Source organism: Streptomyces sp. CoH27, assembly GCF_020181035.1.
GTDB classification, from domain to species: domain Bacteria; phylum Actinomycetota; class Actinomycetes; order Streptomycetales; family Streptomycetaceae; genus Streptomyces; species Streptomyces camelliae.
Genome location: NZ_JAIQYY010000016.1, coordinates 114626 through 140903, shown reverse-complemented (window position 1 = coordinate 140903; position 26278 = coordinate 114626). Strand labels below are relative to the sequence as shown.

Sequence of the window (26278 nt, the reverse complement as noted above, 5' to 3'; positions counted from 1 at the left end):
GGGTGGTCAGGTGGTGGGTCCAGTGGGGTTCGTGGGGGCGGGCGGCTCGGGCGGTGGCTGCCCACTGGTCGGCGCGGGCGTCGTCGACCTGGGTGAATCTGTCGCCCGGGTGGATGCCCGACTCCGCCGGGCGGCAGGGGCCCCGGTCCGCGTCGGCCAGGTCGGTCAGCCGTACGTCCCGGTCCGTGGTGGCCACGATCACGGCGTCGTCCGTCACCTCGACCACCGTGCCGGGCGGCAGCGAGGAGGCGCGGTCGAGGACCGTGGCCGCCCGGACGGCCAGCAGCCGCTCGCCCAGGACCAGCAGGGCCAGCCCGAAGGAGTTGCGGTGGTGCGGGCCGAACGTGGTGGCCCGCACCAGCGCGTCCAGCTCGCGGGCCGGCCGGTCCCAGGAGATCAGGCCGCCGCGCGGCGGGCCGTCGTGGGCCCCGTGGTACGTGCGCAGCGCGAAGTCCTGCGGGGTGCGCGCCTCGGTCCCGGCGGCCAGCTCGTCCACCAGCTCGGCGAAGGAGGCCGCGGCGGCCTCGTAGCACCGCAGGTCGAGCGCGTAGGCGGTGTCGTCCGCGCCGACGGTCACCTCGCGCTGCTTGAGGATGTCGCCGGTGTCCGCCGCGCGCTCCATGACGTGCCAGGTCACCCCGTGCCGCTCGGCGCCCTCCAGGAGCGCCCAGCTGGTCGCGTGCAGACCGGCATGGCGCGGCAGCAGGGCGTCGTGGAAGTTCACGGCGAGGCGTTCGGGCAGCGCCAGGACCTCCTCCGGGAGCATCCGCAGGTTGGTGATGCTGAAGAGGTGGTCGAAGCGCAGCGGACGCAGCCGGCCGGCCAGGCCGCGGCCGGGGTCGATCACGGACAGCCCGGCGCGGGCCGCCCACTGGCGCAGCCCGCTGTCGCCGGCCACCACGGCGACGATGTGGTGGCCCCGCGCCGACAGCAGGTCCCCGCACTCGGCGAGAAGCGGTTCCTCGCCGATCAGGACGGCGGTGAAGGGCGCGGTGGAGGACGGTGTCATCGCTGCTCCTCGTCGGTACGCAGGGCGGTGCTCAGTTCGCGCAGCAGGCGGTCCACGTCTTCGTCGGACAGGCCCTGGACGAGGGCCTCCAGCCCGTCGGACGCCGTCTCCTGCCGGGCGGGCGGCGGGGCGTCGGCGGTCGTGGTGGTCGTGGTCGTGGTGGTCGTGGCCGTGGCCGTGGTGGCGCGGGGCGCGAGGAAGGCGGCCAGCCGCTCGATGGTGATGTGCTCGAACAGCAGAGTCGCCGGAAGCGGCCCGAAGTGCGGTTCCAGTTCCTTCGTCAGCGTCAGCGCGACGAGGGAGTCGACGCCGTAGTTGTCGAAGGTGGCCCGGGGGTCCAGGAGGTGCTCGGGCATCTCCAGGACCTGGGCGAAGACGGAGCGGACCGTACGCTCCACCGGTGCGGCGGGCGCCGGCCGGCCGATTGCCGCCGCCATGGGCCGCTCGGGCTCGGCCAGTACGGCGGGACCGGCGGGACCGGACGGGGGTGCCGCTGCCGGTGCCGACGGGACGAGACCGTCGCTGTGCGCCACCAGCACCCGCTGGTGCGCGGGCCCCCCGTCGCCGCCCGGCGGGCGGTGCGCGGTGACCCGGCCGAAGCCCAGCTCGGCCAGCACGTCGTACCATCCGCCGAGGCTCAGCAGCGGGGATCCGGGCAGCCGGTGCTCCGCGTCCTCGAACAGCCACCAGCCGTCCGTCAGCCCGAACACCAGGGACATCTGGTCCTGCAGTTCGACGCCCTCGTTGACCACCAGGACGCCGTGCGTGCCCAGCAGCCGCTTGACGTGGGCCAGGGTGCGGTGGATCCGGCGGGTGGCGTGCAGCACGTTGGACGCGAGGACGAGGTCGCAGCCGCCCGGGGCGAAGTCCTGTGCGACCGGGTCGCGTTCGATGTCGAGCACGCGGAACTCGGCGTACGGGTGGGCCTCGGCGAACCGCCGGCGGCCGTGCCGGACGAAGCCCTCGGACACGTCGGTGCAGACGTAGGTGAGGTGGTCGCCGAGCCCGGCGTCGGACAGCTGGCGCAGCACGCGCTCACTGGTCCCGCCGGTGCCGGCGCCGACCTCCAGGATGCGCACGTGGGCCGCGGGATCCCGTCGGCGGCGCTCCTGGACGTAGGCCAGCACGGTGTCGGCGACCTGGTCGTTGCAGCGGTCGGCCACCGGGTCGCTCTGGTAGACGGCCTCGACCAGGTCGAGGGAGCCGCCCGGGAAGAGCACGTCCAGGTGACCGCGCCGGCCGGTCAGCACCTCGGGCAGCGCCTCGACGCAGCGCAGCAGGAGGGTGGCGACGGGCAGCGCCTCGGGGTGACGGTCCGTCAGTTCCCGGGTGGCGGCCTCGGGGTCGGCGAGGCAGCGGCGCAGCTCGGGGTCCTCGTGCAGCGCGTCGGTGGTCACCAGCGTGCCGTCGGCCTCCGTACGCAGCCAGCCGCCGCGCAGCAGCACGTCGACGAGGAGGCCGAGCAGCCGCTCCCGGCCCTCGGCGATGCCGAGCCGGGACCGCAGCCCGTCATGGGTGTACCGCTCCCCCGGCGCGTGCAGGACACCCATCCGCCGCAGGGCACCGACCAGCAGCCGGCGGGCGAGCCGCTCCGTGGCGGCGGGTACCGACGGGGCCGCGGGCCCGTCCGTTCCGTCGGCGGGGCCGGCCCCGGGGCTTCCCAGGGCCACGGCGGGCCGTACGGGCTGGGGCCGCAGCACGGTGTGCGGGTCGGCGCCCAGGCCTTCGAGGATCCCCGGCGCGGCCTTCAGCACGAGGGTCTGCGCTGCGGTGCCGCTGAGCACGCGCTCCACGGCCGCCATGCCCTCCGCGGCGCGGATCGGCTCGATGCCCGCCGCGGCCAGGCGGCCCAGCACCCGATCCCGGTGCGCGTCGCCGCCGCCGTGCCAGTAGCCCCAGTGGACGATCCGCACGGGGTACGGCACGGTGCGGGCCGCGGCCAGGGCGCAGGCGTCGGCGACATGGCAGCCCGCCGCGTATCCGGCCTGGCCGTGGTTGCCCTCCAGGGTGACCGCGGAGGAGTACAGCAGCACGAAGTCGAGCGGCTCGCCGTGGACCGCCTGGAAGGTGCTCCAGAGCGTGTCCGCCTTGGCCGTCAGGGCGCTGCGCAGCCGCCGCTCCGGCAGGGTGCGGATCGGCTCGTCCGCCAGCACCATCGCCGAGTGGATCACTCCGTGGAGCGCTCCGAAGACGTCCTTGGCGGTGTCGACCGCGCGGCGCAGCGCGACGGGGTCGGCCGCGTCGCAGGCCACGTAGCGGACCTGACCGCCCAGTTCCCCGATGGCCGCCAGTTCCGCCCGCCGCTCGTCGTCGAGCGGGCTCCTGCCGACCAGCACCAGCCGGGCCCGGTGGGTACGGGCCAGGTACCGGGCGGTGTCCCGGCCGAGCACCCCGAGCCCGCCGATCACCAGGTACACGCCCTGGTCGCGGAAGCGTGTGGGGGCCTCGGGAAGCTCCACCCCCTCCAGGACCCGGACGCGCCGTACGCCGCCGCGCAGCGACACCGGGCGGGCCCGGGACGCCGTCGGCTCGGCCGCGATGTCCGCGGCCCGCTGCACGGCCTCGGTGCCGCGCACATCCAGGCAGGCTGTGCGCAGCCGCGGGAACTCCTTGGCCGCCACCTCGCACAGTCCGGCCGGCCCGGCGGCCCAGGGCCGTACCGGATCATGGTCCCCGAGCGGGAAGCCGTCGCCGGTGACGGCCTTCAGGCGCAGCGGGCGGTCCAGGAAGCCGGCCTGTTCCAGGCCGCGCAGCAGCCGGTGGAGGGAGACGACGGTGCGGTCGCGGTCGGCGTCCATCCGGGTGGCGGTGGCGGGCAGCCCCGCCTCGCCGCCGACGGCGAGGAAGTACACCAGGTCGGTGTGCGCGGCGCGGTCCAGCGCCGTGCGCACGTCGCCCTCGTCCAGCCCGTCGGCGCCGATCGTCAGCCGTGTGTGCTCGGCGTGCGGATGCTCCCGCTCCAGCGCGTCGGCCAGCGCGGCGGCCTCCGGCGGGGCGACGGTGAGCACCGCGCGCGGGGCGGCCTCGTCCGGGTCCGGGGCGGGCCGCGGCGCGGAGATCCAGCGGGGCCGGAAGTCGGTGCCCGGCGCGTGCGCGGCGGCGGTGTGCCCGTCCCGCCGCAGCTCGCGCAGGGCGAGACCGAGGATGCGTACGCGGACCTGTCCGGTGTCGTCGGCGAGGGTGACGTCGTAGCGGTGGCCGCCCAGGTCGCGGACGTACGACCAGCCGGTGGCCGGGACCGGGCCGTGCACCTCGACGGTGTCGGCGGCGAACGGCAGCAGCGGCCGCCGCTCGCCGTCGGTCTCGGGGAGCAGCACGGACAGCGGGTGCAGGGCCGCGTCGAGCATGCCAGGGCGCAGGTTGGCGTGCCCGGCGCCGTCGGGGCAGGCGCGGGGCGGCAGCAGCCGGGCGAGCGCGCCGCCGGCGCCGGTCCACGCCCGCTCCACGCGCTGGAAGTACGGCCCGTACGGCAGCCCCTGGCGGCCGAGTCCGGCGTAGAGGTCGGCACCGCTCACCTCGCGGGGCGATGCGGCACGGATCCGCTCCGCCTCCAGCGGAGCGCAAGGGGCCGGGGCGGCCGGGAGTACCCGGCCCGTCGAGTACGTCCGCTCGCCGTCGGCCGCGTGCAGCCGGTAGGTGCAGCCCTGCCGCCCGTCCTCGGCACCGGGCCGCAGGTCGAGGGCGAGGCGGGTGCCGTCGCCCTCGACGACGACCGGAGACAGCCAGCGCACCTCCTGGAAGACGTACGCGGTCCGCCCGTCCAGGGCCGCGGCGACGAGGTCGAGGTGCCCGACGCCCGGCAGAACGCGCCGCCCGCCGACCACATGGTCCCGTACGACCGGCTCCTCCCCCGCCAGCCACAGGCTCCGCCGTTCGGCGGGTCCTGCGGCGGACTCGTGCCGTGGCCCTTCCTGGCGGCCTTCCGGACTCTCGGCAGCGGCTGCGGCGGTGGGTGGGCCTGCGGATACGAGGGCGGGGGCCCCGGCGGATACGGCGGCGGAGGCCCCGGCCGACAGGTCTGCCGCCGGTGCCGGGCCGGGGGCTGCGGTGCCGGGGGCCGGGGTGCGGGTGGTGTCCGACGTCCCGGCCCTGTCCGGCAGTGGCAGCCAGTGTCGTACGTGTTCGAAGGGATAGCTCGGCAGCGGCACCGTGTGGTGTGGGCCGGGGCTCAGGTTCAGGGGGTGCCAGGTGTCGAAGGCGCCGGAGACCCAGAGTCGGGCCAGGCGGGTGTGGTCGCCGTCGGCGGCCAGGGTGCGCAGGAAGCCGGGGCCCGCGCCCTCGGTGAACACGTCGGCGATCGACGCGTGTTGCTCGGCGGTGCCGAGGACGGCCCAGGAGCCGGTCTCGCCGCGGGCGAAGGCGGCGAGCTTCTCGACGGCGTCGGCGGTGCCGGACGCCAGGAAGGCCAGCCGCTCGGGCAGCGGTTCCCGGCCGGCCCGCAGGGTGTGGCCGACGTCGGCGAGGCGCGGCCGGGCCCGGTGCAGGTACGTCGCCAGGTCGCCGGCGTAGACCCGCAGCCGCTCCGCGGTGCGCGCCGAGAGCACCAGCAGTTCCTCACTGTCGGACGGCGCGGCGCGAGTCGCCTCGGCCGGAGCCCGGTACTCCTCCAGGATCACATGGGCGTTGGTGCCGCCCGCGCCGAAGGAGCTGACGCTCGCCCGCCGGGGCAGTTCCACCGGTCCTGCGTCGGTCCGGGCCGTCGGCCGGGGCCAGTCGGCCGCCTCGCGCTGGACGCGGAAGGCGGAGCGGGAGAAGTCGATGACGGGGTTGAGCTCGTCGGCGTGCAGGGAGGGGACCAGCCGGCCGTGCGCCAGCTGGAGCACGGCCTTGGTGACTCCGGCGATACCGGCGGCGCCCTCCAGATGGCCGATGTTGGACTTGACCGAGCCCAGCGCGCGCACCCCCACGGTGTCCGGCGCGTCGGCGAACGCCTGCCGCAGGGCCGTGTGCTCGATCGGGTCGCCCAGGGCGGTGCCGGTGCCGTGCGCCTCGACACAGCCGACGGTGGCCGGGTCGATGCCGGCCCGCTCCAGGGCCTCCTCGATCAGCGCCTGCTGGGCCTGCGGGTTGGGCACCGTGTAGCCGCTGGTGCGGCCGCCGTGGTTGACCGCGGTCGCCTTGATCACGGCGTGGATGTGATCGCCGTCGGCGACGGCCTCCGACAGCCGCTTGAGCAGGACGACGCCCACGCCCTCGCCGGGCACGTAGCCGCTGCCGCCCGCGCCGAACGAGCGGCACCGGCCGTCGGTGGAGAGCATGCGCATCCGGCTCAGGTGCTGGTACTTCAGCGGGTGCACGGAGACGTTGACCCCGCCGGCCAGCGCGTACCGGCACTCACCGCGGCGCAGGCTCTCGCACGCCTGGTGCAGGGCGACCAGGGAGGAAGAACAGGCGGTGTCGACGACGACGCTCGGGCCGCGGAAGTCGCAGAAGTACGACACCTGGTTGGCGACGGAGGAGCGGTTGGCCAGGACGGCGTGGTGGTTGCCCCGGACCGACTCCTCGGCGGCCAGCTGGGCGTAGTCGCCCCACATGACACCGGCGAAGACGCCGACGTCGTGGCCCTGGCCGCCGTGGCGGGGGCGCGGCAGCCGGGAGGGCGGGTAGCCCGCGTTCTCCAGCGCCGACCACGAGGCCTCCAGGAACAGCCGTTCCTGCGGGTCCATCAGCTTGGCCTGCGCGGGCGGGATGCGGAAGAAGAGAGAGTCGAAGCGGTCGACGTCGTCGAGGAATCCGCCCCAGCGGCCGTAACTGGTGCCGGGCACCGAGGCGTCGGCGTGGAACACGGCGTCCGCGTCCCAGCGCTCCCGGGGGACCTCGGTGACCGAGTCGCGGCCCTGGAGCAGGTTCTCCCAGAACTCGTCCAGGTCGCGCGCGTCCGGGTAGCGGCCGCTGATCCCGATGATCGCGATGTCGTCGGCCTTGCCCTCGGCCTTGCCCTCGGCCTTGGCCTTGGCCTTGCCCTCGGCCTTGGCCTCGGTTTTGTCCGGCACGGGCGTGGGGTGCTCGTGGGCGGGTCGTGGAGCGGTGTGCCCCTGCGGGGTGCCGGGGGTGGGAAACAGCCGTCGTACGTCCTCGGCGTGGTCGCTCAGCAGGTGCCCGGCCAGTTCCTGCACCGTGCGGTACTCGAACAGCACGGTGCCGCGCACGCCGGGGAAGTCCCGTTCCAGCAGCTGGTTGACCTCCATGACGAGGACGGACTCCAGGCCGTAGGCCTCTAGCGGGGTCCGGGGGTCGATGCGGTGCGCCGCGAGGCCGAGCACCCGCGCCAGCAGGTCGCGCAGGTGGTCGCCGAGCCGGGTGAGAGTGCCGGAGGCAAGCTCTGCCGCGGCGGCCCCGGTGCGTTCCGGCTCCGCCGGGTCCGGGCCGGGGAGCTCCGGGTCCGGGCCGGGGAGATCCGGGTGCCCGGTCAGGGCTTGGTCGACGGTGGCCGGGTCGCCGAGGGCGGGCGCCACCCGGACCAGTCCGGTGCCGGCGGCCCGTTCCAGGGCGAGGATGCCTTCGTCCCCGGTGAACGCGCGCATCCCGGTCCGCCGCCGGAACCCGGCCAGCTCCGTCTCGCTCAGCAGTTCGTCCACGCCGCCCGCCTGCCACAGCGGCCAGGCCAGGGCGAGCGTGCGGCCCCGGGCCAGCCCGGCCCGGACCCGGGCGGCGCGCAGCTCGGCGTAGGAGTCGAGGAAGCGGTTGGCGGCCGCGTAGGCGCAGGCTCCGAAGTCGCCGACCACCGAGGCGAGGGAGGAGAACACCACGAACAGGTCGAGCGGCTCGTCGGCGGTGAGCGCGTCCAGCAGCCGGACGCCGTGCGCCTTGGCGGCGAGCAGCTCGGCGAAGCGGCCCGGCTCCAGGGTGAGCACGGTGCCCCGGTCGGCCGCGCCCGCCAGGTGGAAGACGCCGTCCAGGTGGCCGAACCGCTCCTTGGCCCGGTCCAGCACCGCCCGCATGCCCTCGGCGTCGGCGGCGTCGGCGGCGGCCAGCAGCACGGTCGCGCCCAGGGTGGTCAGTTCCTCGGCGGCGGCCCGCGCCTCGGGGCGGTCGGCCGAGCGGCTGACCAGCACCAGCCGTGCCCGGTGCGCCGCGGCCAGGTGACGCGCCAGCGTCAGGCCGATGCCGCCGGTCCCGCCGGTGACGAGATAGGTGCCGCCGGTCTTGAGCGGCAGGCCCTCGGGTGCCGTCCCGGCCTCCCCGGCACCGGTCACCCGGCGCAGCACCCGCACCTGACGCCCGGACCGCGAGCGGCGCACCTCCAGGCCGGCGGTGCGGCCGCCCCGGTCCAGCTCCTGCGTCAGCAGCTCGGCCAGGCCGGGCGAACGGGCCAGACCGTCCGCACAGGTGACCGTGAACAGCTCGCACCCGGGTACGACGGCCGTGACCGACGCGGCGAAGCCGGCTGCGGCCTCCTGGTCGGGCCGGACTCCGCCCGCGGATTCCTCCGCTTCCTCCACGACGTAGGCGCATCGCACCCGTGCGGCGGGCCGGAGGGCGCCGACCGCGCGGACGAGCGCGCGCAGGGAGCCGACGCCGAGGGCGAGGGCACGGTCGAGGGCGGCTCGGGCCGTGTCGTCCGCGGCGTCGGTGCCGTAGCGGGCGGGCTCGGAGTGCAGGCCCCAGAGGTGGACGACGTCCAGGGCACGGACGCCGTCCGGGTTCAGCTCGCGCAGGATCCGCTCGTAGTCCTCGGTCCGCTCCGGGACGACGGTGAACCGGTCGGGCGCGGTCCGCTCGAACTCCGTCCCGGGGCGCACCTCGACGATCCGCCGGGCCGGGGCGGCGGCGGCCAGCGCGGCCGCGGTCGTTCCGGTGCCGTCGAGCACGAGGACGGTGTCCGCGGCCGCGGACCGGGCGGGCTCCGGCGCCCGGTCCGCCCACTCCTGCCGGTAGAAGAAGGGGTCGGCGGGCGGCACGGAGGACCCGGTGGCCGGTGCGGCGGTGGTCTCCGCCCCGGCCGTGGGGAGCAGCCGGCCGCCGAAGCCGGTCAGGCTGAGCAGCTCATGGCCGTGGTCGTCGACGATCCGCACGTCGAACCGGCGCGGCTGGGACGCCGTACCGGTGCCGCCGGTGGGGACGGCGTACGCCCAGCAGGAGCGGGGCAGCGGCCGACCCGGGGCCGCGATGCGCAGCGCGTCGAGACTGAACGGCACGGCCAGCTGACCGCCCCGGCCCGGCGGTTCGGCATCGGCCCAGTGGCAGGCACGCAGGGCGCCGTCCAGCAGGGCGGGCGACAGCAGTTCGGCCTCGGCGGTGCCGGTGGCCGGGCCCGGTCCGGGCAGGGTCAGCCGGACGAGCGCGCCGCCGGTCCCCCGGTGCACGGCGTCGATGACCTCGAAGGAGGGGCCGTAGGCGAAGCCGGCGTCGTGGTAGGCGCGCTGGACGGCGGCACGGTCCACGCGCTCCGGCCAGGCCGCGCGCAGCGCCGTGAGGTCGGCTGGGGCGCCGGGGGCGCCGTCACCGGGGGCGCCTGCGGGGCCGTCTTCGGGTACGGCCGACACGGTGCCGCGCACATGCACGGTGCGGTCGTCGCCGTCGTCGTGGGTCCACACGGTGAAGGACAGCTCGCCGGCCGTGCCCCGGTCGCCGGTGGCGCGGCTCAGCGTCACGTACACGTCGCGGGAGTCCCCGGCGAGCTCCACGGGCCGCCCCCACAGCACGTCCCGCACGGCGTCCGGCCGGCCGAGGCCGGCGAGCCGGGCCGCGGCGCGGGCCAGCTCCAGGCAGACGGTGCCGGCCAGCAGCAGCCGGCCCTCGATGAGGTGATCGCGGATCAGGGGCTCGTCGGCACGGAAGGTACGCCGGAAGCGGACCTCGTCGAGCGTGGACTCGTTGGCGTCGATGAGCGGGTGCGGGCGCCGCGCCGTGGGATCGGTGCGGTCGGCCGCGGGCACCCAGTAGCGCTCGCGGGCGAACGGGTACAGCGGGGCGGGGATACGCCGTGGCCGGCCCTCGCCACCGTCCGGCAACAGACTCCAGTCGGCCTTGCCCTCACGCAGCCACTGCGCCACGAGCCGCTCGACGACCGGCCCCGCGTCGCCGCCCCGACGGCCCGAGACCCCCGCACCGTACGGGCCGACCAGCTCCGCGTCACCGTCCCGACGGACCGAGGCCGCGTCGCCGTCCCGGCGGACCAGGGCCGGCTCACCGTCCCGGCGGGCCACGGCCCCCTCACGTAGGGCGCGCAGGAGTTGGGCGCCGTTCTCGGCGACGATCACGAGCCGCTCCTCCATGGCCTCGCGACCCGTCTGGAGGGTGTGGGCCAGGTCGGCGGCCCGTACCCGGGCACGCTCGGCGAAGTCGGCGAGCCGGGCGGCGTAGGCGCGCAGGCGTTCGGGGTCGCGCGCGGACAGCGGGAAGACCAGCGGTCCGCGGAAGCGCTGCTCGGCGACGGGCACGTCGGTGCGCTGCGGGCGGTCGAGGTGTTCCTCGACGACGAGGTGGGCGTTGGCGCCCCCCGCGCCGAAGGAGCTGAGGCCGGCGCGGCGCGGCGCGGGGCCGTCGGTTCCCTCGTGCCGCGGCCAGTCGGCGGCGGTGCGCTGCACCCGGAAGGGCGAGCGGGAGAAGTCGATGTTCGGGTTCGGCTCGTCGGCGTGCAGCGAAGGCACGAGCCGGTCGTGCCGGAACTGGAGCAGCACCTTGGTCAGTCCGGCGATCCCGGCGGCCGACTCCAGGTGGCCGACGGCGGACTTCACCGAGCCGATCGGCCGCTGCTCGCGGTCCGGGCCCGCGCTGCCGAACACCTTGGTCAGTCCGGCGATCTCGATCGGGTCGCCGAGCGCGGTGCCGGTGCCGTGCGCCTCCAGGTAGTCGATGTCGGACGGTGCGAGACCGGCCGCGCGCAGGGCCCGTTCGATCGTGTCGGCCTGGGCTTTCGGGCTGGGCACGGTGTATCCGTTGGTACGCCCGCCGTGGTTGACGGCGTGGCCGCGGATGACGCCGTGGATGTGGTCGCCGTCCCGGATCGCCGCGGACAGCGGCTTCAGCAGCACCGCGCCGACGCCCTCACCGGGGACGTACCCGGAGCCGTCGGCGCCGAAGGCGCGGCAGCGGCCGTCGGTGGACAGGAACCGGCCCTGGCTGAGGAAGACGTACTTGTACGGGTGCAGGGACAGGTTCACCCCGCCCGCCAGGGCGAGTTCGCTCTCCCCGCGGGCCAGGCTGTCACAGGCCAGGTGGATCGCGGTGAGGGACGACGAGCACATGGTGTCGAGGGCGATGCTCGGCCCCGTCAGGCCCAGGGTGTACGACACCCGGTTGGCGATCGAGGCGAAGGAGGAGCCGGTGACGCGGATGCCGCCTCGCTCGGCGTCGGCGGCGCCGTAGAGCTGGTACTCGCCGTACATGACGCCGACGAAGACGCCGACGCGGCGCCCGGACAGGTCGGCCCGCCGGTAGCCGGCGTCCTCGACGACGTGCCAGGCATTCTGCAGGAACAGCCGCTCCTGCGGGTCCATCAGTTCCGCCTCGCGCGGCGCGATGCCGAAGAACAGCGGGTCGAAGCGGTCGACGTCGCGCACGAATCCGCCCCACTTCCCGAAGGCGCGGCCGGTGGCCGAGGGGTCGGGGTGGAAGTAGCGGTCGTGGTCCCAGCGGTCCGCCGGGATCTCGGTGACGCAGTCGCGTCCGGCGGCGAGGTTCTCCCAGAACTCGTCGAGGTCGTCCGCGAGAGGGTAGCGGCCGGCGAGCCCGATGACGGCGATCCCGTCGGCGAGCCCGTCGGCGTCCCCCGGGTTCCCCTGGGACTGCGGACTCCCGAAGGCCTTCGGGGTCTCCAGGGTCCTCTGGGTCTGAGGGTGGTGCGGGGTCTCCGGGTGGTGCGGCGCGCGGGCCTCGGCGGGGGGCTGCGGTGCGGCTTCCGCGGCGGCCAGCTCGGCCAGCCGGGGGCCGTACTCCGTGATGAAGTGGCCGGCCAGCTCCTCCAAGGTCGTGTATTCGAAGAACAGGGTCTTCGGCAGGTCCTCGAAGTGCCGTTCCAGCTCGGTGTTGAGCCGGGTGATGACGAGCGAGTCGATGCCGTACCGGTCGAACGGCACCTCGGGGTCGAGCTCCGCGGGGTCCAGCTTGGTCTCCCGGGCGAGCAGCCGGCGCAGCCAGGACGTCGCCCACTCGGCGGGCACCGGGGCGGACGGCCGGACGCCGGACTCCTCCCGTGGCGGGACGGACGGCTGCGGCGGGGTGTCCTCGGCGGTGCGGGGGCGGGCGGGAACGGGCTCCAGCGCGGCGGAGATCCGCGCCAGGTCGCCGTGGCCGACGAGGACGGCCCCGGCGGGCCCGGCCAGCGCATCGGTGAGGGCGGCCAGGGCGTCGGCCGTGGGCAGGGCGGCGAGGCCGAGCCGGTGGGCGAGCGCGCGGGCCGCCTCCTCACTCTGGCGCATGCCGCCGTCCTGCCACAGCGGCCAGGCCAGGGACAGGCTCAGTCCCCGGCGGTGGCCGGCGGTGACGAGTTCCGCCCGGCGCTCGGCGAAGGCGTCCAGGAAGGCGTTGGCGTAGCCGTAGTCGCTCTGCCCGGCGTTGCCGAAGACACCGGCGATCGAGGAGAAGCAGACGAAGAAGTCCAGCGGGTCGTCGGCGGTCAGGCGGTCCAGGTGCACAGTGCCGTCCGTCTTGGGACGGATCACCTCGGCGAACTCCGCCCAGCTCTTGCGCAGCAGGAAGGAGTCGCCGAGCAGCCCGGCCGCGTGGACCACCCCGCGCACCGGCCCGTGCTCGGCCCGCACCGCCGCCAGGGCCTCGCCCAGCGCGTCCGGGTCGGTGACGTCCGCCCGCCGGACGGTGACCGTGCTGCCGGCGGCGCGGATCCGCTCGATGGTGCGCAGCGCGTCCGCGCCCGGTTCGCCGCGCGCGAGGAGTTCCAGCCGGGCGCGGGTGCCGGCCGCGATGTGCTGGGCCACGGCCAGGCCGAGCGGGCCGGTCCCGCCGGTGATCACGTACACGGCTCCGTCCCGGAAGGCCGGGGCGGTCTCGGCGGCGGGCGCCGCTGCCCGCCGGTGGCGGCGGACCAGGCGGACGCCGCCGCGGTGGCGGACCTCGCGCTCGCCCTCGGCCGTACGGGCCAGTTCGGCCGCCAGGGCCGGCCCGGCCGGGGTGCCGGCGTCCAGGCCGACCAGGGTGAAGGTCAGCCGGGGGTTCTCCTGGGTGACGCCGCGGCCGAAGCCGGCCAGGGCGGCGGGGGCCGGGTCGGCGCCGGCGTCGTCCGTGCGATGGGCGATCAGCACCCCGGTAGGGGCGGTGCCGCGGCGTTCCAGCAGGGCCTTGGTGAGGGCGACGACGGAGCGCGGGCCCTGGTCGGCGGCGGTGGCGGCGAGCGGGTCCGCGGGGGCGTCGGTGTGACACCAGGTGTGCAGGACGGCGGTGGGCCGGCGGCCGTCACCGAGCCCGTCCAGCAGTGCGGTGTAGTCGGCCTGGGCGGCGGGGCCGACGGTGTAGTGCCCGTCGTCGACGCGGGTGAACGCGGTACCGGGGGTCACGAGGATCACGTCGGGATCGCCGGCGCCGACCGCGCGCAGGGCGGCGACCATTTCGGCACGCCGCTCCGGCTCGTGCGCGAGCAGCAGCAGCGGGCCGCCGGGCGCGGGCTCGTCCACCCCTGTCCTGTCCGCCGCGGCTGTCTCGTCGGCCGCTGTCCACGCCGCCCGGAACAGGGCCGTGGCGGGAGGCCGGTGCTCGTCGCGCACGGTGCGTACCGACAGCTCCCGCAGCCGGGCCACGACGACGCCGTCCGGGTCGGTCACGGTGACGTCCGCCTTGACCTGTTTGGTCCCGGTGCGCTGGGCGGGCAGCTCGACATGGGCCAGGCAGCGCTGCGGCAGCGGTGCGCCCACCTCCAGGGCGCCCAGCGCGAGCGGCAGGAAGCGGGTGCCGGGTTCCTCGCGGGCGGCGAGCAGTCCCACGACGGTGTGCAGGGCGCCGTCGAGCAGTGCCGGGTGGAGCGCGAAGCCGGCTTCCGGACCGTGTGCGGCGCGGGCGGCGGGGGTGTCGGGCAGGACGAGCTCGCCGACGGCCTCGCCGGTGCCCCGGCGCAGTTCGCGGACGGCCCGCATCGACGGGCCGTAGTCCAGTCCGTGGGCGCGCAGCAGGTCGTACAGCTCCGGTCCGGCGAGGGTGTCGGGGCAGCGTCGCAGGAGGGCGTCCGCGTCGAGGTTCGCGGGGCGGTCGCCGGGGGCCGGGGTGAGCTCGCCGCGGGCGTGGATCTCCTCCTCACCGGCCGCCGGCTGAGCGTCGGCCGGGCGGGCGGTGACGGTGAAGCGGGCGCCGTCCCCGTGCGGGGTGAGCAGCAGCCGTACGGTGCGGGGGCCCGCGGCGAAGGACAGCGGGGCCTCGAAGGAGACCCGGCTCAGCCGCAGGGGGCCCGGCGGCAGGGAGAGCGCGCCGGCCGCGCGGGCCATCTCCAGATAGGCCACGGCCGGCATGACCGGTTCCCCGCCCACCCGGTGCTCGGCGAGATAGAACTCGGTGCCGGTCAACGCCGTGTCGTAGCGGTGCTCGGCGAGCGTGGAGGTGTTGGCGCCGAGCAGCGGGTGCCCGCCGGAGGGCGCGGGCGCCGGGGCGGGGGGCTCCAGCCATACGCGCCGGCCCTCGAAGGGGTAGGTGGGCAGCGGCACCCTGCGGCGGCGCTCCCCTTCGTAGAAGACCGCCCAGTCGATGTCCGCGCCGCCGAGCCAGGCGTCGCGGACGGTCTCCAGGAGCCGGTCCCCGGGCAGGCTGCGGTCGGGGATGTGGCGGGTGCCGGCGGACCGGGGGCCGGCCTCTCCGGTACGGCAGCCGGGCTCGGTCCGTTCACGCAGCAGACGTACGGCTTCTGCGGTGTCCCGGCAGATCACCGTGCGCCGGTACCGGTGCGGGCGGCGGCCCACGGCCAGGGTGTGGGCGACGTCCGCGAGCGGGGCGCCGGGATGCGCCGCCAGGTGGTCGGCCAGCCGGTCGGTGAGGGTGTCCAGCGCCGTGGGCGTCCGGGCGGACAGGACGAGCAGTTCGGCGTCCCTCGGAGAGGGGTCCGCCGCCGTCGGCTCGGGGGCCTCCTCCAGGACCGCGTGGGCGTTGGTGCCGCCGATGCCGAAGGAGCTGACGCCGGCGCGCCGGGGACCCTCGCACTCCCAGGGCCGGGTGTCGGTGCTGACGTAGAACGGGGACGCGGCGAAGTCGATGGCGGGGTTGGGCCGCTCGAAGTTGAGGCTCGGCACCAGTGAGCGATGGCGGAGCATGAGCGCCGTCTTGATGACCCCGGCCACGCCCGCCGCCGCGTCGAGGTGGCCGACGTTGGACTTCAGCGATCCGATGGCGCAGAAGCCGGTGTCGTCGCCCGCCCTGCGGAACGCGTCGGTGAGCGCGGAGACCTCCACGGGGTCGCCGAGCCGGGTGGCGGTGCCGTGTGCCTCGACGTAGGTGATGGTCCGCGGGTCCACTCCGGCGACGGCGTGGGCCTCGGCGATGACGGCGGCCTGCCCCTCCTTGCTCGGGGCGGAGTAACTCACCTTCGCCGAGCCGTCGTTGTTGGTGGCGGTGGCCTTGATGACGGCGTACACGGTGTCGCCGTCGGCGAGGGCGTCGGCGAGCGGCTTGAGCACCACGACGCCGACGCCGTTGCCGAGCACGGTCCCGCCGGCGTCGGCGTCGAAGGTGCGGACCCGGCCGTCCGGGGACAGGATCGCGCCCTCCTCGTACAGGTAGCCGCGCCGCTGCGGGAGTTTGACGGTGACGCCGCCCGCGAGCGCCATGTCGCACTCGCCGTTGATCAGGCCCTGGCAGGCCAGGTGGATGGCGACCAGCGAGGTGGAGCAGGCCGTCTGCACGCTGTAACTCGGGCCGCGCAGGCCCAGCTTGTAGCTGACCCGGGTGGCCAGGAAGTCCTTGTCGTTGCCGACCATGACCCTGAAGTGGTCCGAGGTCGCGGTCTGATCGATGGCGGGCAGGACGTTCTGCTGGAGGTAGGTGTTGATGGCGGCCCCGCCGTAGACGCTGATCAGGCCGTCGTAGCGGGAGGGGTCCCAGCCCGCGTTCTCCAGTGCGGCGTGACAGGTCTCCAGGAACAGCCGGTGCTGGGGGTCGGTGACCTCGGCCTCGGCGGGAGTCAGCTCGAAGAACGCGGTGTCGAACAGGTCGACGTCGGGCAGCACGCCGTGCGCCGGGACGTACGCGGGGTCGGTGCTGAGGGCCGCCGGGATGCCGGGGGCGAGGTCCTGCGGGGTGAACCGGGTGAGGCCCTCGCGTCCCTCGCGGAGCAGGTCCCAGAACTCCTCCACGCTGCCGGCGCCCGGGAACCGCCCCGCCATCCCGACGATGGCGATGTCGGCGTCCGCCGCGTCCGCCGCGTCGGTCGCGTCCGTCGCTTCCGTCGCGTCCGTGCCGCCGACGCCGTCGGTTCCCTCGGTGCCGTCGTGCGAAGCCACGCTCGTTCCTCTTCCCTCGTTGTGCGAACTGTCGTTACGGGTGCCGGTGTCGTCGTCCGGCGGGCGGGGTGCAGGTACCGCCACGGGCCTCACGGGCCCAGGAAGGCGGACGCCCGCCTGCGGAGCAGATCCGCGGTCTCGGCCAGCAGGCGCTCGGCGATCGTGTCGACGTCCCGCGCCTGCCAGGGGGCGAGGTCCGTGCCGGCCACCCAGGCGTTGAACGCGCCCATCGCGGGCCCGCAGTAGACGAGGTAGTCGACCCGCCGGCCGGGCTCGCCGCGCCGGGCCAGGTCGAACCCGTGGTCCAGGTACGACCGGAAGGCCGCGGCCATCCGCGCCTTGGCGTCGCCGCCCGCCTGCGTCGCGACCGCGGCGGACGCCCCGGGCAGGAAGCCGTCCTCCAGCCGGCGGCGGGTCGGCTCGTCGATGTCCTCGTAGGAGTCGTACCGGGCCCACAGGTCGTGCAGCTTGGCGGCGCGGGCCGGGAGGAACACCCCGCGCCTGACCGCCCGCACCCGCATGCCGAGTTCGAACATCTCCGGGGACGGGGTGAGGGCCACGTCGTGCGGGTCGAGCCGCTGGAGCAGGTCCTTGACCTCGGCGCTGGTGGCGGCCTGCGGGGTGCACTGGTTGACGGAGCCGGTCAGCAGGAAGTCGGCACCCATCATGAACGCGGCGGCCGCGGCCTCCGGGGTGCCGATGCCGCCGGCCGCGCCGACGTGCACCCGTGGTCCGGTTCCGGCGCGCTCGTCGCGCAGCCGGAGCACCGCGGGCAGCAGGGCGGCCAGGCTGCCGACCGCGTCGTCGAACCAGGCGGATCCGACCTCGACGACGAGGTCGTCGGCCATGGGCAGGCCGGCCCGGCGCTCGGCGTCCCGGGCATCCACACGGCCCTCGGCCACCAGGCGCTCGACCAGCGGGCGGGGCGGCGGGGCGAGGAAGGCGGCGGCCATGTCGGTGCTGGACACCTTGGCCAGCACCCGGCCGCCGGTGAGCCGGTAGCGCACCAGTGCCGGGGTGATCCGCAGAAATCCGGAGGCCTCCACGGTACGGACCCCGGCGCGCAGGAACAGGTCCACGAGCGCCGACTCCCGCCCGGGGTCGGCCGGCGTGTGCAGCAGATTCACTCCGAACGCCCCGTCGGCACCCAACTGCCCGCGCAGCTCCGCCAGTTGTCCTTCCACCTCGGCCAGGGGCACCCCGCCGGTGCCGTAACACCCCATCGCACCGGCCTTGGCCAGCCGGGTCAGCAGCTCCGGCCCCGAGACACCGCCGTACATGGACCCGGCGAGGTAGGCGTAGCGCAACCCGTACCGGTCCCGGAACGACGCAGCCCCCAGCGTCCCACCCCGCACCCCGGCCGGCACGGGGGGCTGGTGCGGGGTCGGCCGCACGACCGGTGCGTCCGGGGACGGAGCCGGTACGACCGGAGACGGGCCCGGTACGGCCGAAGACAGACCCGGGTCGGCCGAAGACGGAGCCGGTGCGGCCACAGACAGGCCCAGGTCGGACGGAGACGGGCCCGGGTCGGCCGAAGACGGAGCCGGTGCGGCCACAGACAGGCCCGGGTCGGCCAGAGACGGAGCCGGTGCGGCCGCGGGGTCACGCGGTGCCTCGGTACCGGCCGGGACGGCGTCGACCACGGCCGCCGGGACGGCACGGGGAGCACGGACCACCTCTACGGCGGGACGGGACGGCAACGGCTCCCCTGCGGGGCGGTTCGGCACCGTCTCCCCGGCCGGGCGGCCCGGAAACGGCTCTCCGGCAGGGTGGTCCAGCAACGGTTCCCCGGCGGGGGCGGTCGCCGGAGGTGTCTGCGCGGGACGGTGCCGCAGGGGCTCCGCCGCCGCACTGTCCGCCGCAGTGTCCGTCACGGAGTGTGCTGCGGCCCGGACGGGCTCCCGTGCCGGGAGGGCCGGCGCGGGGTGCCCCGGGGTGGTCCGGTGGGCGGGGGCCTCCGTGGTGATGCGGGTGACCAGTTTGCGCAGGACCGAGCCGGGGCCCAGTTCCTCGAAATCGAAGTCGCCGTGGCCCATCAGATAGCGCACCGAGTCGGTCCACAGCACCGGCGAGTGGATCTGGCGGATCAGCTTGTCCCGTACCTCACCGGGCCCGTAGGGGCGGGCGTCGACGTTGGCGATGACCGGGACGTCCGGATCGCGCAGGGTGAAGCCGTCCAGGTAGGAGGCGAACTCGTCGGCCACCGGGCGCATGGCGCGGGAGTGGAAGGGGGCGCTGACGTTGAGGGTGAGGTAGTGGGCGCCCAGGGACTCGAAGACGGACTTGGCCCGGTCGATCTCCTCCGTGGGGCCGGCCAGCACGAACTGGGTGGGGGCGTTGTGGTTGGCGATGTCCAGCCCGGTCAGCCCGTGCTCGGCCAGCGCCCGCTCCACCCGGTCCAGCTCGCAGCCCAGTACCGCCGCCATCCGTCCGCCGCCGGCCCGGCTCATCAGCTCGCCGCGCCACCGCACCAGCCGCAGGCCGGTCTCGAAGTCGAAGGCGCCCGCGGCGAACAGCGCGCCGTACTCGCCCAGGCTGTGCCCGATCAGGTAGTCCGGCGGCCGGGGATCCTCGCGCAGCCGGTGCAGCCAGGTCAGCGCGGACACCACGTACAGCGCCGGCTGGGTGAACCGGGTGAGCTTCAGCTCGCGGCGCGGGTCCTCCAGGCACAGTTCCCGGATCGAGTAGCCGAGCACCCGGTCGGCGGTCGCCGTCTCGTCGGGGAACTCGTCGAAGAGGTTCCTGCCCATGCCCTTGGCCTGGCTGCCCTGACCGGGGAATCCGTAGACCTTCATGGCGGTGTCCTTGGCTGCGAGGTGGGTGCGGCGCCGGGCGGGGAACGCGGCGCGTGCGGCGGCCAGTTGCCGCGCGTCGTCGGCCAGCGGGCTGAGCAGCGCGTACGACCGGGAGCGCGAGCCGTCCGGCAGGCCGCCGCGGACGAAGTTGTGGAGGGTTCCGGACGGTCCGAGATCGAGGTAGTGGTGCGGGCCGCGGCGCTCCAGCGCGGTGAGCGTGGCGGCGTACTCGATGGGCCGGCGGCCGGCGTTCCAGAGGTGATCGGCCGAGAGCCGGTCGACCTGCGCGCCGGTGACGCAGGAGATCACGGGCAGCCGCGGCGGCCGGAAGTCGGCCTCGGCCATGAGGTCCCGGAACGCCGCTTCGCCGTCGTCCATGAGGGACGAGTGGAACGGGTAGGCGACCGGCACCCGGTGGCAGACCACATCCCGCAGCCGCAGCTCGTCCTCCGCCGCGTCGAGGGCGTCCTCGGTGCCGGCGACGACGAAGTGGCCGGGGTAGTTGCGGGCGGCGATCTCGGTGCGCTCACGCAGCACCGGCACCCGCTGGTGCAGATCGGCGTCGGCGAGGACGGCGAGCATCCCGCCGGAGCGCGCCGACCGCAGCCGCCGCGCCTGGCGCACCACCAGGCGCAGGCACTGCTCGGCGTCCAGCGCGCCCGCCACCGCGGCCGCCGTGAACTCGCCCAGGCTGGCGCCGAGCAGCAGGTCGGGTTCGATGCCGTGGTGGATGAGGGTGTCGGTCAGGGCGAGTTCCACCATGACGATGGCCGGGTGGGTGAAGCGGATGTCGTCGAACGGCTCGGTCCTGCGCCGCTCGTCGTACATCTCGTCCCGTACGGACACCCCGAGTTCGTCCCGGGCGACGGCATCGAGCCGGTCCAGGGTGTCGCGGAACACGGGCTCGCCGCGGTACAGGCCGAGGCCCATGCGGCGGTACTGGGATCCCTGGCCGGAGAACTGGAAGACGACCTTCGGCGTCACCCGCGGTCCCCTTCCTGCTGCCGCCGGACGTCGCCGACGCGGAACCGGCCCTCGTGGAAGACCTCCAGGCCCGCCGGGGCCGGTCCGTCCGCCCGCGCCGCGTCGAGGAGCGCCTCGACCGGACGGTCCAGGCCGTCGGTCATGGCCGCGAGCACCGCGCGCAGCCCGGTGAGCAGGCGGCGCGCCCCGGCGTCCGGGATCACATCGCGGTAGTACGACAGGTGCACGGTGGTGGTGTTGGTCGGGAAGACGTCCAGCCGCAGCGGGAAGCCCATCTTGGAGACGAAGAAGGCGGTCCCGGAGCGTTCCATGGAGTCCACGCCGACGTTCTGGAAGACCACGTAGCTCTCGCAGGGCAGCGCGCCCTCGGGCAGCTCGCTCAGGGCGAGTACGGCGTCCAGGGAGAGGGTCTCGTGGCCGCCCGTCTCGACCAGGCTCGCGAAGAGCGTGCGCAGGAACTCCGCGGCGTCCTGTCCGGCCCGCACCCGGGTGCGCAGCGGCAGGATGCTGAACGCGGGCCCGACCATGCCGGCCAGGGCCTCCGGGTCGGCGAGCGGCGCGGACCGTCCGGTCGTGAGTACGCCGTGGACGACGTCGTCGCTGTCGGCCAGGGCGGCGTTGGTCAGCGCCCAGGCGCCCTGGAACAGCGCGTTGAGCGACAGCCGGTGGCGCTGGGCGAGCTGCCGCAGGGACAGCATGGCCGCCGGGTCCAGCGTGATCACCTGGCGGGCGTACCCGCTCTCGGCCGGTGCCGAGGGCAGCCGGCGGCGCAGGCCGCGGGAGAGCGAGAAGGGCCGGGTGAGTCCGCGCAGCGCCTGCCGCCAGTGGCGTTCGGCCGGGGCCGGGTCCTGGGCGCGGGCGGCCTCGACGAAGTCGCGGAACGGCAGGCGCTCGGCGGGCGGGGCCGGGCGCCGTCCGGCGGCACCGGCGTCCAGCAGCTCCTGGAGGCGGTCGGTGACGATCTCGTAGCTCCAGCCGTCCAGGCAGAAGTAGTTGAGACTGACCACGACCAGGGCGGTGTCGGTGTCCAGCTGGGCCAGGAGGTAGCGCAGGCCGCTCGGCGTGCCCAGGTCGACGCCCCGCTCGCGGTCGGCGCGCAGGTGCTGTTCCAGCCGGGCGTTCTGCTCCTCCTCCGCGAGGCCCCGCCAGTCGGCGAACACGGCCTCCGGCTCCGCCGTCGCGTGCACGGCCTGTGCCGGCTCCGCGCCGTCCGCCCAGCGGAAGCTGGTCCGCATCAGCGGGAACTCCTCGATCACACGGCGCAGGCTGTCGGTGAACAGGTCCCTGTCGATCTCGGGCAGCCGCAGGATCTGCAGCCGGTGCACCAGGAACAGGCCCGGATCGGGGTGGGCGCGCCACTCCTTCAGGGCCCAGCGCTGGAACGGGGAGAGCGGATACACCTCGACCACGTCGGAGACGCCCGGCCCGGCCGGCGGGCTGTCGGGGGCGGCGGCCTGCGCGATGCGGGCGGCCGCGTCGCCGGTGGCGGTCGTGCCGGTGGCAGCCGTGCCGACCGCCGACGTACCGGTGGTGGCCTCGTCCAGGCCGGCGGCCAGGGCGGCGATCGTGCCCTGCTGGAAGACCATCTGCGGGGTGAGTTCGAAGCCCCGGGCGCGGGCCTTGGCCACGACATGGATGGTGTGGATCGAGTCGCCGCCGAGTTCGAAGAAGTTGGTGTGCACGCCGACCTCGTCGACGCCCAGCACCTCGGCCCACAGCTCGGCCAGCACCCTTTCGGTGGGCGTGGCCGGCGCGTCGGCGGAGCCCTGTGCGTCGCCGAAGTCCACCGGGGGCAGCGCGTCGCGGTCGAGTTTGCCGTTGACGCCGACCGGGAGGGCACGCAGGGGCATGACGGCGGCCGGGACCATGTAGTCCGGCAGCCGGTCCTTGAGATGCCGGCGCAGCTCGCGCGCCAGCTCGGCGGCCCGGCGCTGGAAGGCCGGGTCGTTGGCCGGGGGTTCGGGCCGGTGCCGCGGCAGGGGCAGCCGGTGGGTGCCGGTGCGGCTGAACAGCACGGCGTAGCTGCCGTCGGTCGCCTCCGGCAGCCACGACACCCGCACCTGGTACCCGGTCTCCTCGCCGAGTTGCCACCAGTGCTCGGGGTCGACGCCGGCGTCGGGGCCGGGGACCGGGTCGCGCAGCAGCTCGCCGACCAGTTCCTGCGGATCCTTGGCGGACAGCGCCCGCCGCTTGTGACGGGCCGCGGCCAGCCGGGCGTTGGGTACGCCGAGCAGGGCAAGGGATTCCGGCCGCCCGGCGGTGAGCCGGTCGCGGATCGTCTCCGGGCCGCAGCCGGGCTGCCAGTCGAGGACGTCGGCCTCGGCGGCATCGGCCGGCCGCGCGCCGACGTGGAGGATCGCGTCGTAGCGGTAGCGGGTCAGCTCGTTGTGGTGGACACCGCGGCGCAGCTCCACGTCCGCCGCGCCGATCCGCGGGTGGTCCAGGGGCAGGGTGGTGAAGAAGGCGGGGTGGACCAGCAGTTCCTGCTCCTGCCTGAGCTGCCGGGCGACCCGGGCGCGCAGCCGGGCGGCGGTGAGCTTGGCCGGGGCGCGGTGCAGTTCCACGTCGGTGTGGAAGGTCTCCAGCAGGGCCAGGTTGCGCACGTCGCCGACGAAGACGGCACCCTCGTCGCCGACGGCGGCCACGGCCTGGTCCAGGACCGTGCGCAGATAGCCGGCGTCGGGGAAGTACTGGACGACGGAGTTGAGGATCACCACGTCGTACGGCCCGGCGGGCAGATCGGCGATGGCGTCCGCGGCGCTCCGGGACAGGGTGACGCCGGCCAGGTCGGGGCGGTCGGCGAGCAGCCTCGTGCGGACGAAGTCCAGGGCGGCGGCGGAGATGTCGGTGCCGTGGTAGGCCTCGCAGTGGGGGGCGATGCGGGACAGCAGCAGGCCCGTGCCGCAGCCGACCTCCAGCACCCGCCGGGGCTTGAGGGCGAGGATGCGTGCGACCGTGCCCTCGACCCACTCCCGCATCTCCTCGGCGGGCAGCGGCTCGCCGGTGTAACTGCTGTTCCAGCTGGTGATGTTGAAGTCGGCGGCGTGTTCCCCCTCGCCCTTGCCGTAGGCCTCGTCGAACACGGCCGCCCAGGTGTCGACCTGGCCGGTGGCGGGCTCGGCCGGCTCCGCCGCGCCGTCGGCGGGGCGGGGGGCGGGGACGACGTAGGCGACCAGCTGCTTGCGGTCCGGGGAGCGTTCGTCGTCACGGGCGACGACGGCGGCCTCGCGTACCTCCGGGTGCCGGGTGAGTACGGCCTCGACCTCTCCGGGCTCGATCCGGATGCCGCGGACCTTGACCTGGAAGTCGGCCCGACCGCGGTACTCGATCGCTCCGTCCGGCAGCAGCCGCGCCAGGTCGCCGGTCTTGTACAGCCGGTCGCCGGGGGCGCCGAACGGGTCGGGCACGAAGCGTTCCTCGGTCAGTTCGGGCCGGTTGTGGTAGCCGCGGGCCACCTGCACACCGCCGATGTGGAGTTCGCCGACGACGCCGACGGGGACCGGGTTGAGGTGCTGGTCCAGCACCAGCGTCCGGGTGTTGGCGATGGGGCGGCCGATGGGCACGATGCCGCGTTCGTCACCGGGCACGCACTGCCACGCGGTCACGTCGACGGCGGCCTCGGTCGGCCCGTACAGGTTGTGCAGTCCGGAGTGCGGCAGCCGGGCGAAGAACCGCTCCTGCAGGCTGAACGGCAGGGCCTCTCCGCTGCACACCACCCGGCGCAGCCGGGCGCAGCTCTCCGCCAGGCCGTCCTGCTCCAGGAAGACCTGCAGCATGGACGGCACGAAGTGGGCCGTGGTGATGCCCTCGCGGCGCATCACGGCGGCCAGGGCGGCCGGGTCCCGGTGCTCCCCGGGCCGGGCGAGCACCAGCGTGGCACCGGTCATGAGCGGCCAGAAGAACTCCCACACCGACACGTCGAAGCTGCACGGCGTCTTCTGCAGCACGCGGTCCGTGCCGTCGAGGCGGTAGCGGTCCTGCATCCACAGCAGCCGGTTGACGATGCCGCGGTGGGTGTTCAGCACCCCCTTGGGCCGGCCGGTCGACCCGGAGGTGTAGATCATGTAGGCCAGGGTGTCCGGGTCCGCGTCCGCGGGCAGCGGGTCGCCCGCCGCGTCGGCCGTGGACTCCCAGCCGGTGTCGAGGGCGAGGACGGTGGCGTCGGTGTGCGGCAGCCGGCCGCGCAGATGCTCCTGGGTGAGCAGGATCGCGGGGGCCGTGTCCGCCAGCATGAACTCCAGCCGCTCCACCGGGTACTCGGGGTCCAGCGGCACATAGGCGGCGCCCGACTTCAGCACGCCGAGCAGGGCGACGACCAGCTCCGCGGAGCGCTCGGCGCACACGGCGACGAACCGCTCCGGGCCCGCTCCGTGCCGGCGCAGCCAGCGGGCGAGCCGTCCGGCCCGCGCGTCGAGTTCGCCGTACCCGATCCGCTCCCCGTCGAGGACGAGCGCGGTGGCGTCGGGGGTGCGCGCGGCCTGCTCGGCGATCAGCTCGTGCAGACAGCGGTCCGCGCCCTCGAAGTCGCGGGCGGTGTCGTTCCACTCCTCGACGATCCTGCGGCGCTCGGCGTCGGAGAGGATCTCCAGCTCGGAGACGCGGCGCCCGGGTTCGGCGATCGCCGAGGCCAGCACCACCCGGTAGGCGTCCATCAGCCGCCGGACGGTGTCCGGGCCGAACACGTCGGCGTTGTACTCGACCTCGACCAGCAGTTCGTCGGAGCGGTCGACGACGCTGATCCACAGGTCGAACTTGGACGTGGCGTTGCGTACGCCCTCGATCGCCTCGATGACGAGTTCGGATCCGGTCTGCAGCGGGCGGGCGGGCAGGAAGTTGAAGCAGACCTGGAACAGCGGGTTCTGGGACAGATAGCGCTCCGGCCGCAGCGCGTCGACCAGGACCTCGAACGGCACCTCCTGGTGCTGCTGGGCACCGTTGACGACGTCCTGCACCCGGCGCAGCACCTCGTGGAAGTCGGGATCGCCGGTCAGGTCCGTGCGGTACACGAGGGTGTTGACGAACATGCCGATGAGCGGCTCGATGTCCACGTGGGTGCGGTTGGTCACCGGGGACCCCACCGGGATGCCGGTCTGGCCGGTGCAGCGGTGCAGCAGCACGTTCAGCGCGCCGAGCAGGACGACGAACAGGCTGACGCCCTCGCGCCGGCACAGGGCGAGCAGCTCGTCGCGCAGGGAGCCCGGGTAGACGACGCGGAGGTCGCCGCCGGAGAAGGTCTGCACCGGCGGCCTGGGGCGGTCGAGCGGCAGTTCCAGGTTCTCGGTGCCGTCGCCGAGCTGCTCGCGCCAGTAGGAGAGCTGGGTCTCCAGCCGCTCCCCCGCCATGTACTCCCGCTGCCAGACGGCGAAGTCGGGGTACTGCACCCGCAGTTCGGGCAGGGGCGAGGGCCGGCCGGCGGCGAAGGCCTGGCAGAGGGTGAACAGCTCCTGCCAGAACAGCCCCAGCGACCAGCCGTCGACCACGACGTGGTGGGCGTTGAGGAGAACCACGTGCAGCTCGGGGGCGAGCCGGTACAGCGTGACCCGCAGCAGCGGGCCGGCCGCGAGGTCGAACGGGCGGCGGGCCTCCTCGAACACCAGGGCGTCCAGCCGGGACGGCTCGGCACCGAGGTCCACCAGCTCCACCGGGATGTGCAGCTCGTCCAGGACCTCCTGCCAGGGTTCGCCGTCCTCGCTGGGCAGCCGGGTGCGCAGCGCCTCGTGCCGGCGTACGACTTCCCGCACCGCCCGCTCCAGCACCTCGCGGCGCAGCGGCCCGCGCACGCGGAAGCTCATCGGCACGTTGTACGCCGGGCTGCCCGGCACCATCTGGTCGAGGAACCACAGCCTGCGCTGGGCGAACGACAGGGCCGGCCGGACGCCGGCCGGGCGGCGCGGGATACCGCCGGCACCCGCCTCACGGGCCGCCGCACCGGTCAGCTTGCGCAGCAGGGCCTGCTTCTGCGCGGACAGACCGGCCGTGGTCTCCGCCTCCGGGCGCGCCGCACCGCTCAGCTTCCGCAGCAGGGCCTGCTTCTGCGGGGACAGCTGCGCCTTGCGGGACGCGAGCGCGTCGTCGTGGGACATGGCGGGAAGGGCTCCTCTCGGTCGTACGGGGTG

General features: G+C 75.1%; 4 protein-coding genes. All 4 read right to left on the bottom strand.

From position 1 onward, the window contains the following. Nucleotides 1–1009, bottom strand: a 1009-nt coding sequence (locus LE548_RS26825; protein WP_263636617.1) for a formyltransferase family protein, incomplete at its 3' end; no start/stop codon positions are given. Next, nucleotides 1006–16383: an SDR family NAD(P)-dependent oxidoreductase gene (locus LE548_RS26815; RefSeq protein ID WP_308030644.1), complete on the bottom strand. Its 15378-nt coding sequence runs from the start codon at nucleotides 16381–16383 to the stop codon at nucleotides 1006–1008. The genes LE548_RS26825 and LE548_RS26815, both read right to left, overlap by 4 nt. 89 nt (nucleotides 16384–16472) lie before the next feature. Continuing rightward, nucleotides 16473–20162, bottom strand: coding sequence for an ACP S-malonyltransferase (gene fabD, locus LE548_RS26810; RefSeq protein WP_225099519.1), 3690 nt, complete (start codon nucleotides 20160–20162; stop codon nucleotides 16473–16475). Continuing rightward, nucleotides 20159–26245 (bottom strand): non-ribosomal peptide synthetase, encoded by a 6087-nt coding sequence (locus LE548_RS26805; protein ID WP_225099518.1) that lies wholly within the window; start codon nucleotides 26243–26245, stop codon nucleotides 20159–20161. The genes fabD and LE548_RS26805 overlap by 4 nt, the downstream gene beginning before the upstream one ends. Nucleotides 26246–26278 lie beyond the last annotated feature (33 nt).

Bases quoted from the DNA above. Each gene is read 5' to 3' on its own strand.
- LE548_RS26805 (WP_225099518.1), bottom strand. From the start codon at position 26,245: ATGTCCCACGACGACGCGCTCGCGTCCCGCAAGGCGCAGCTGTCCCCG.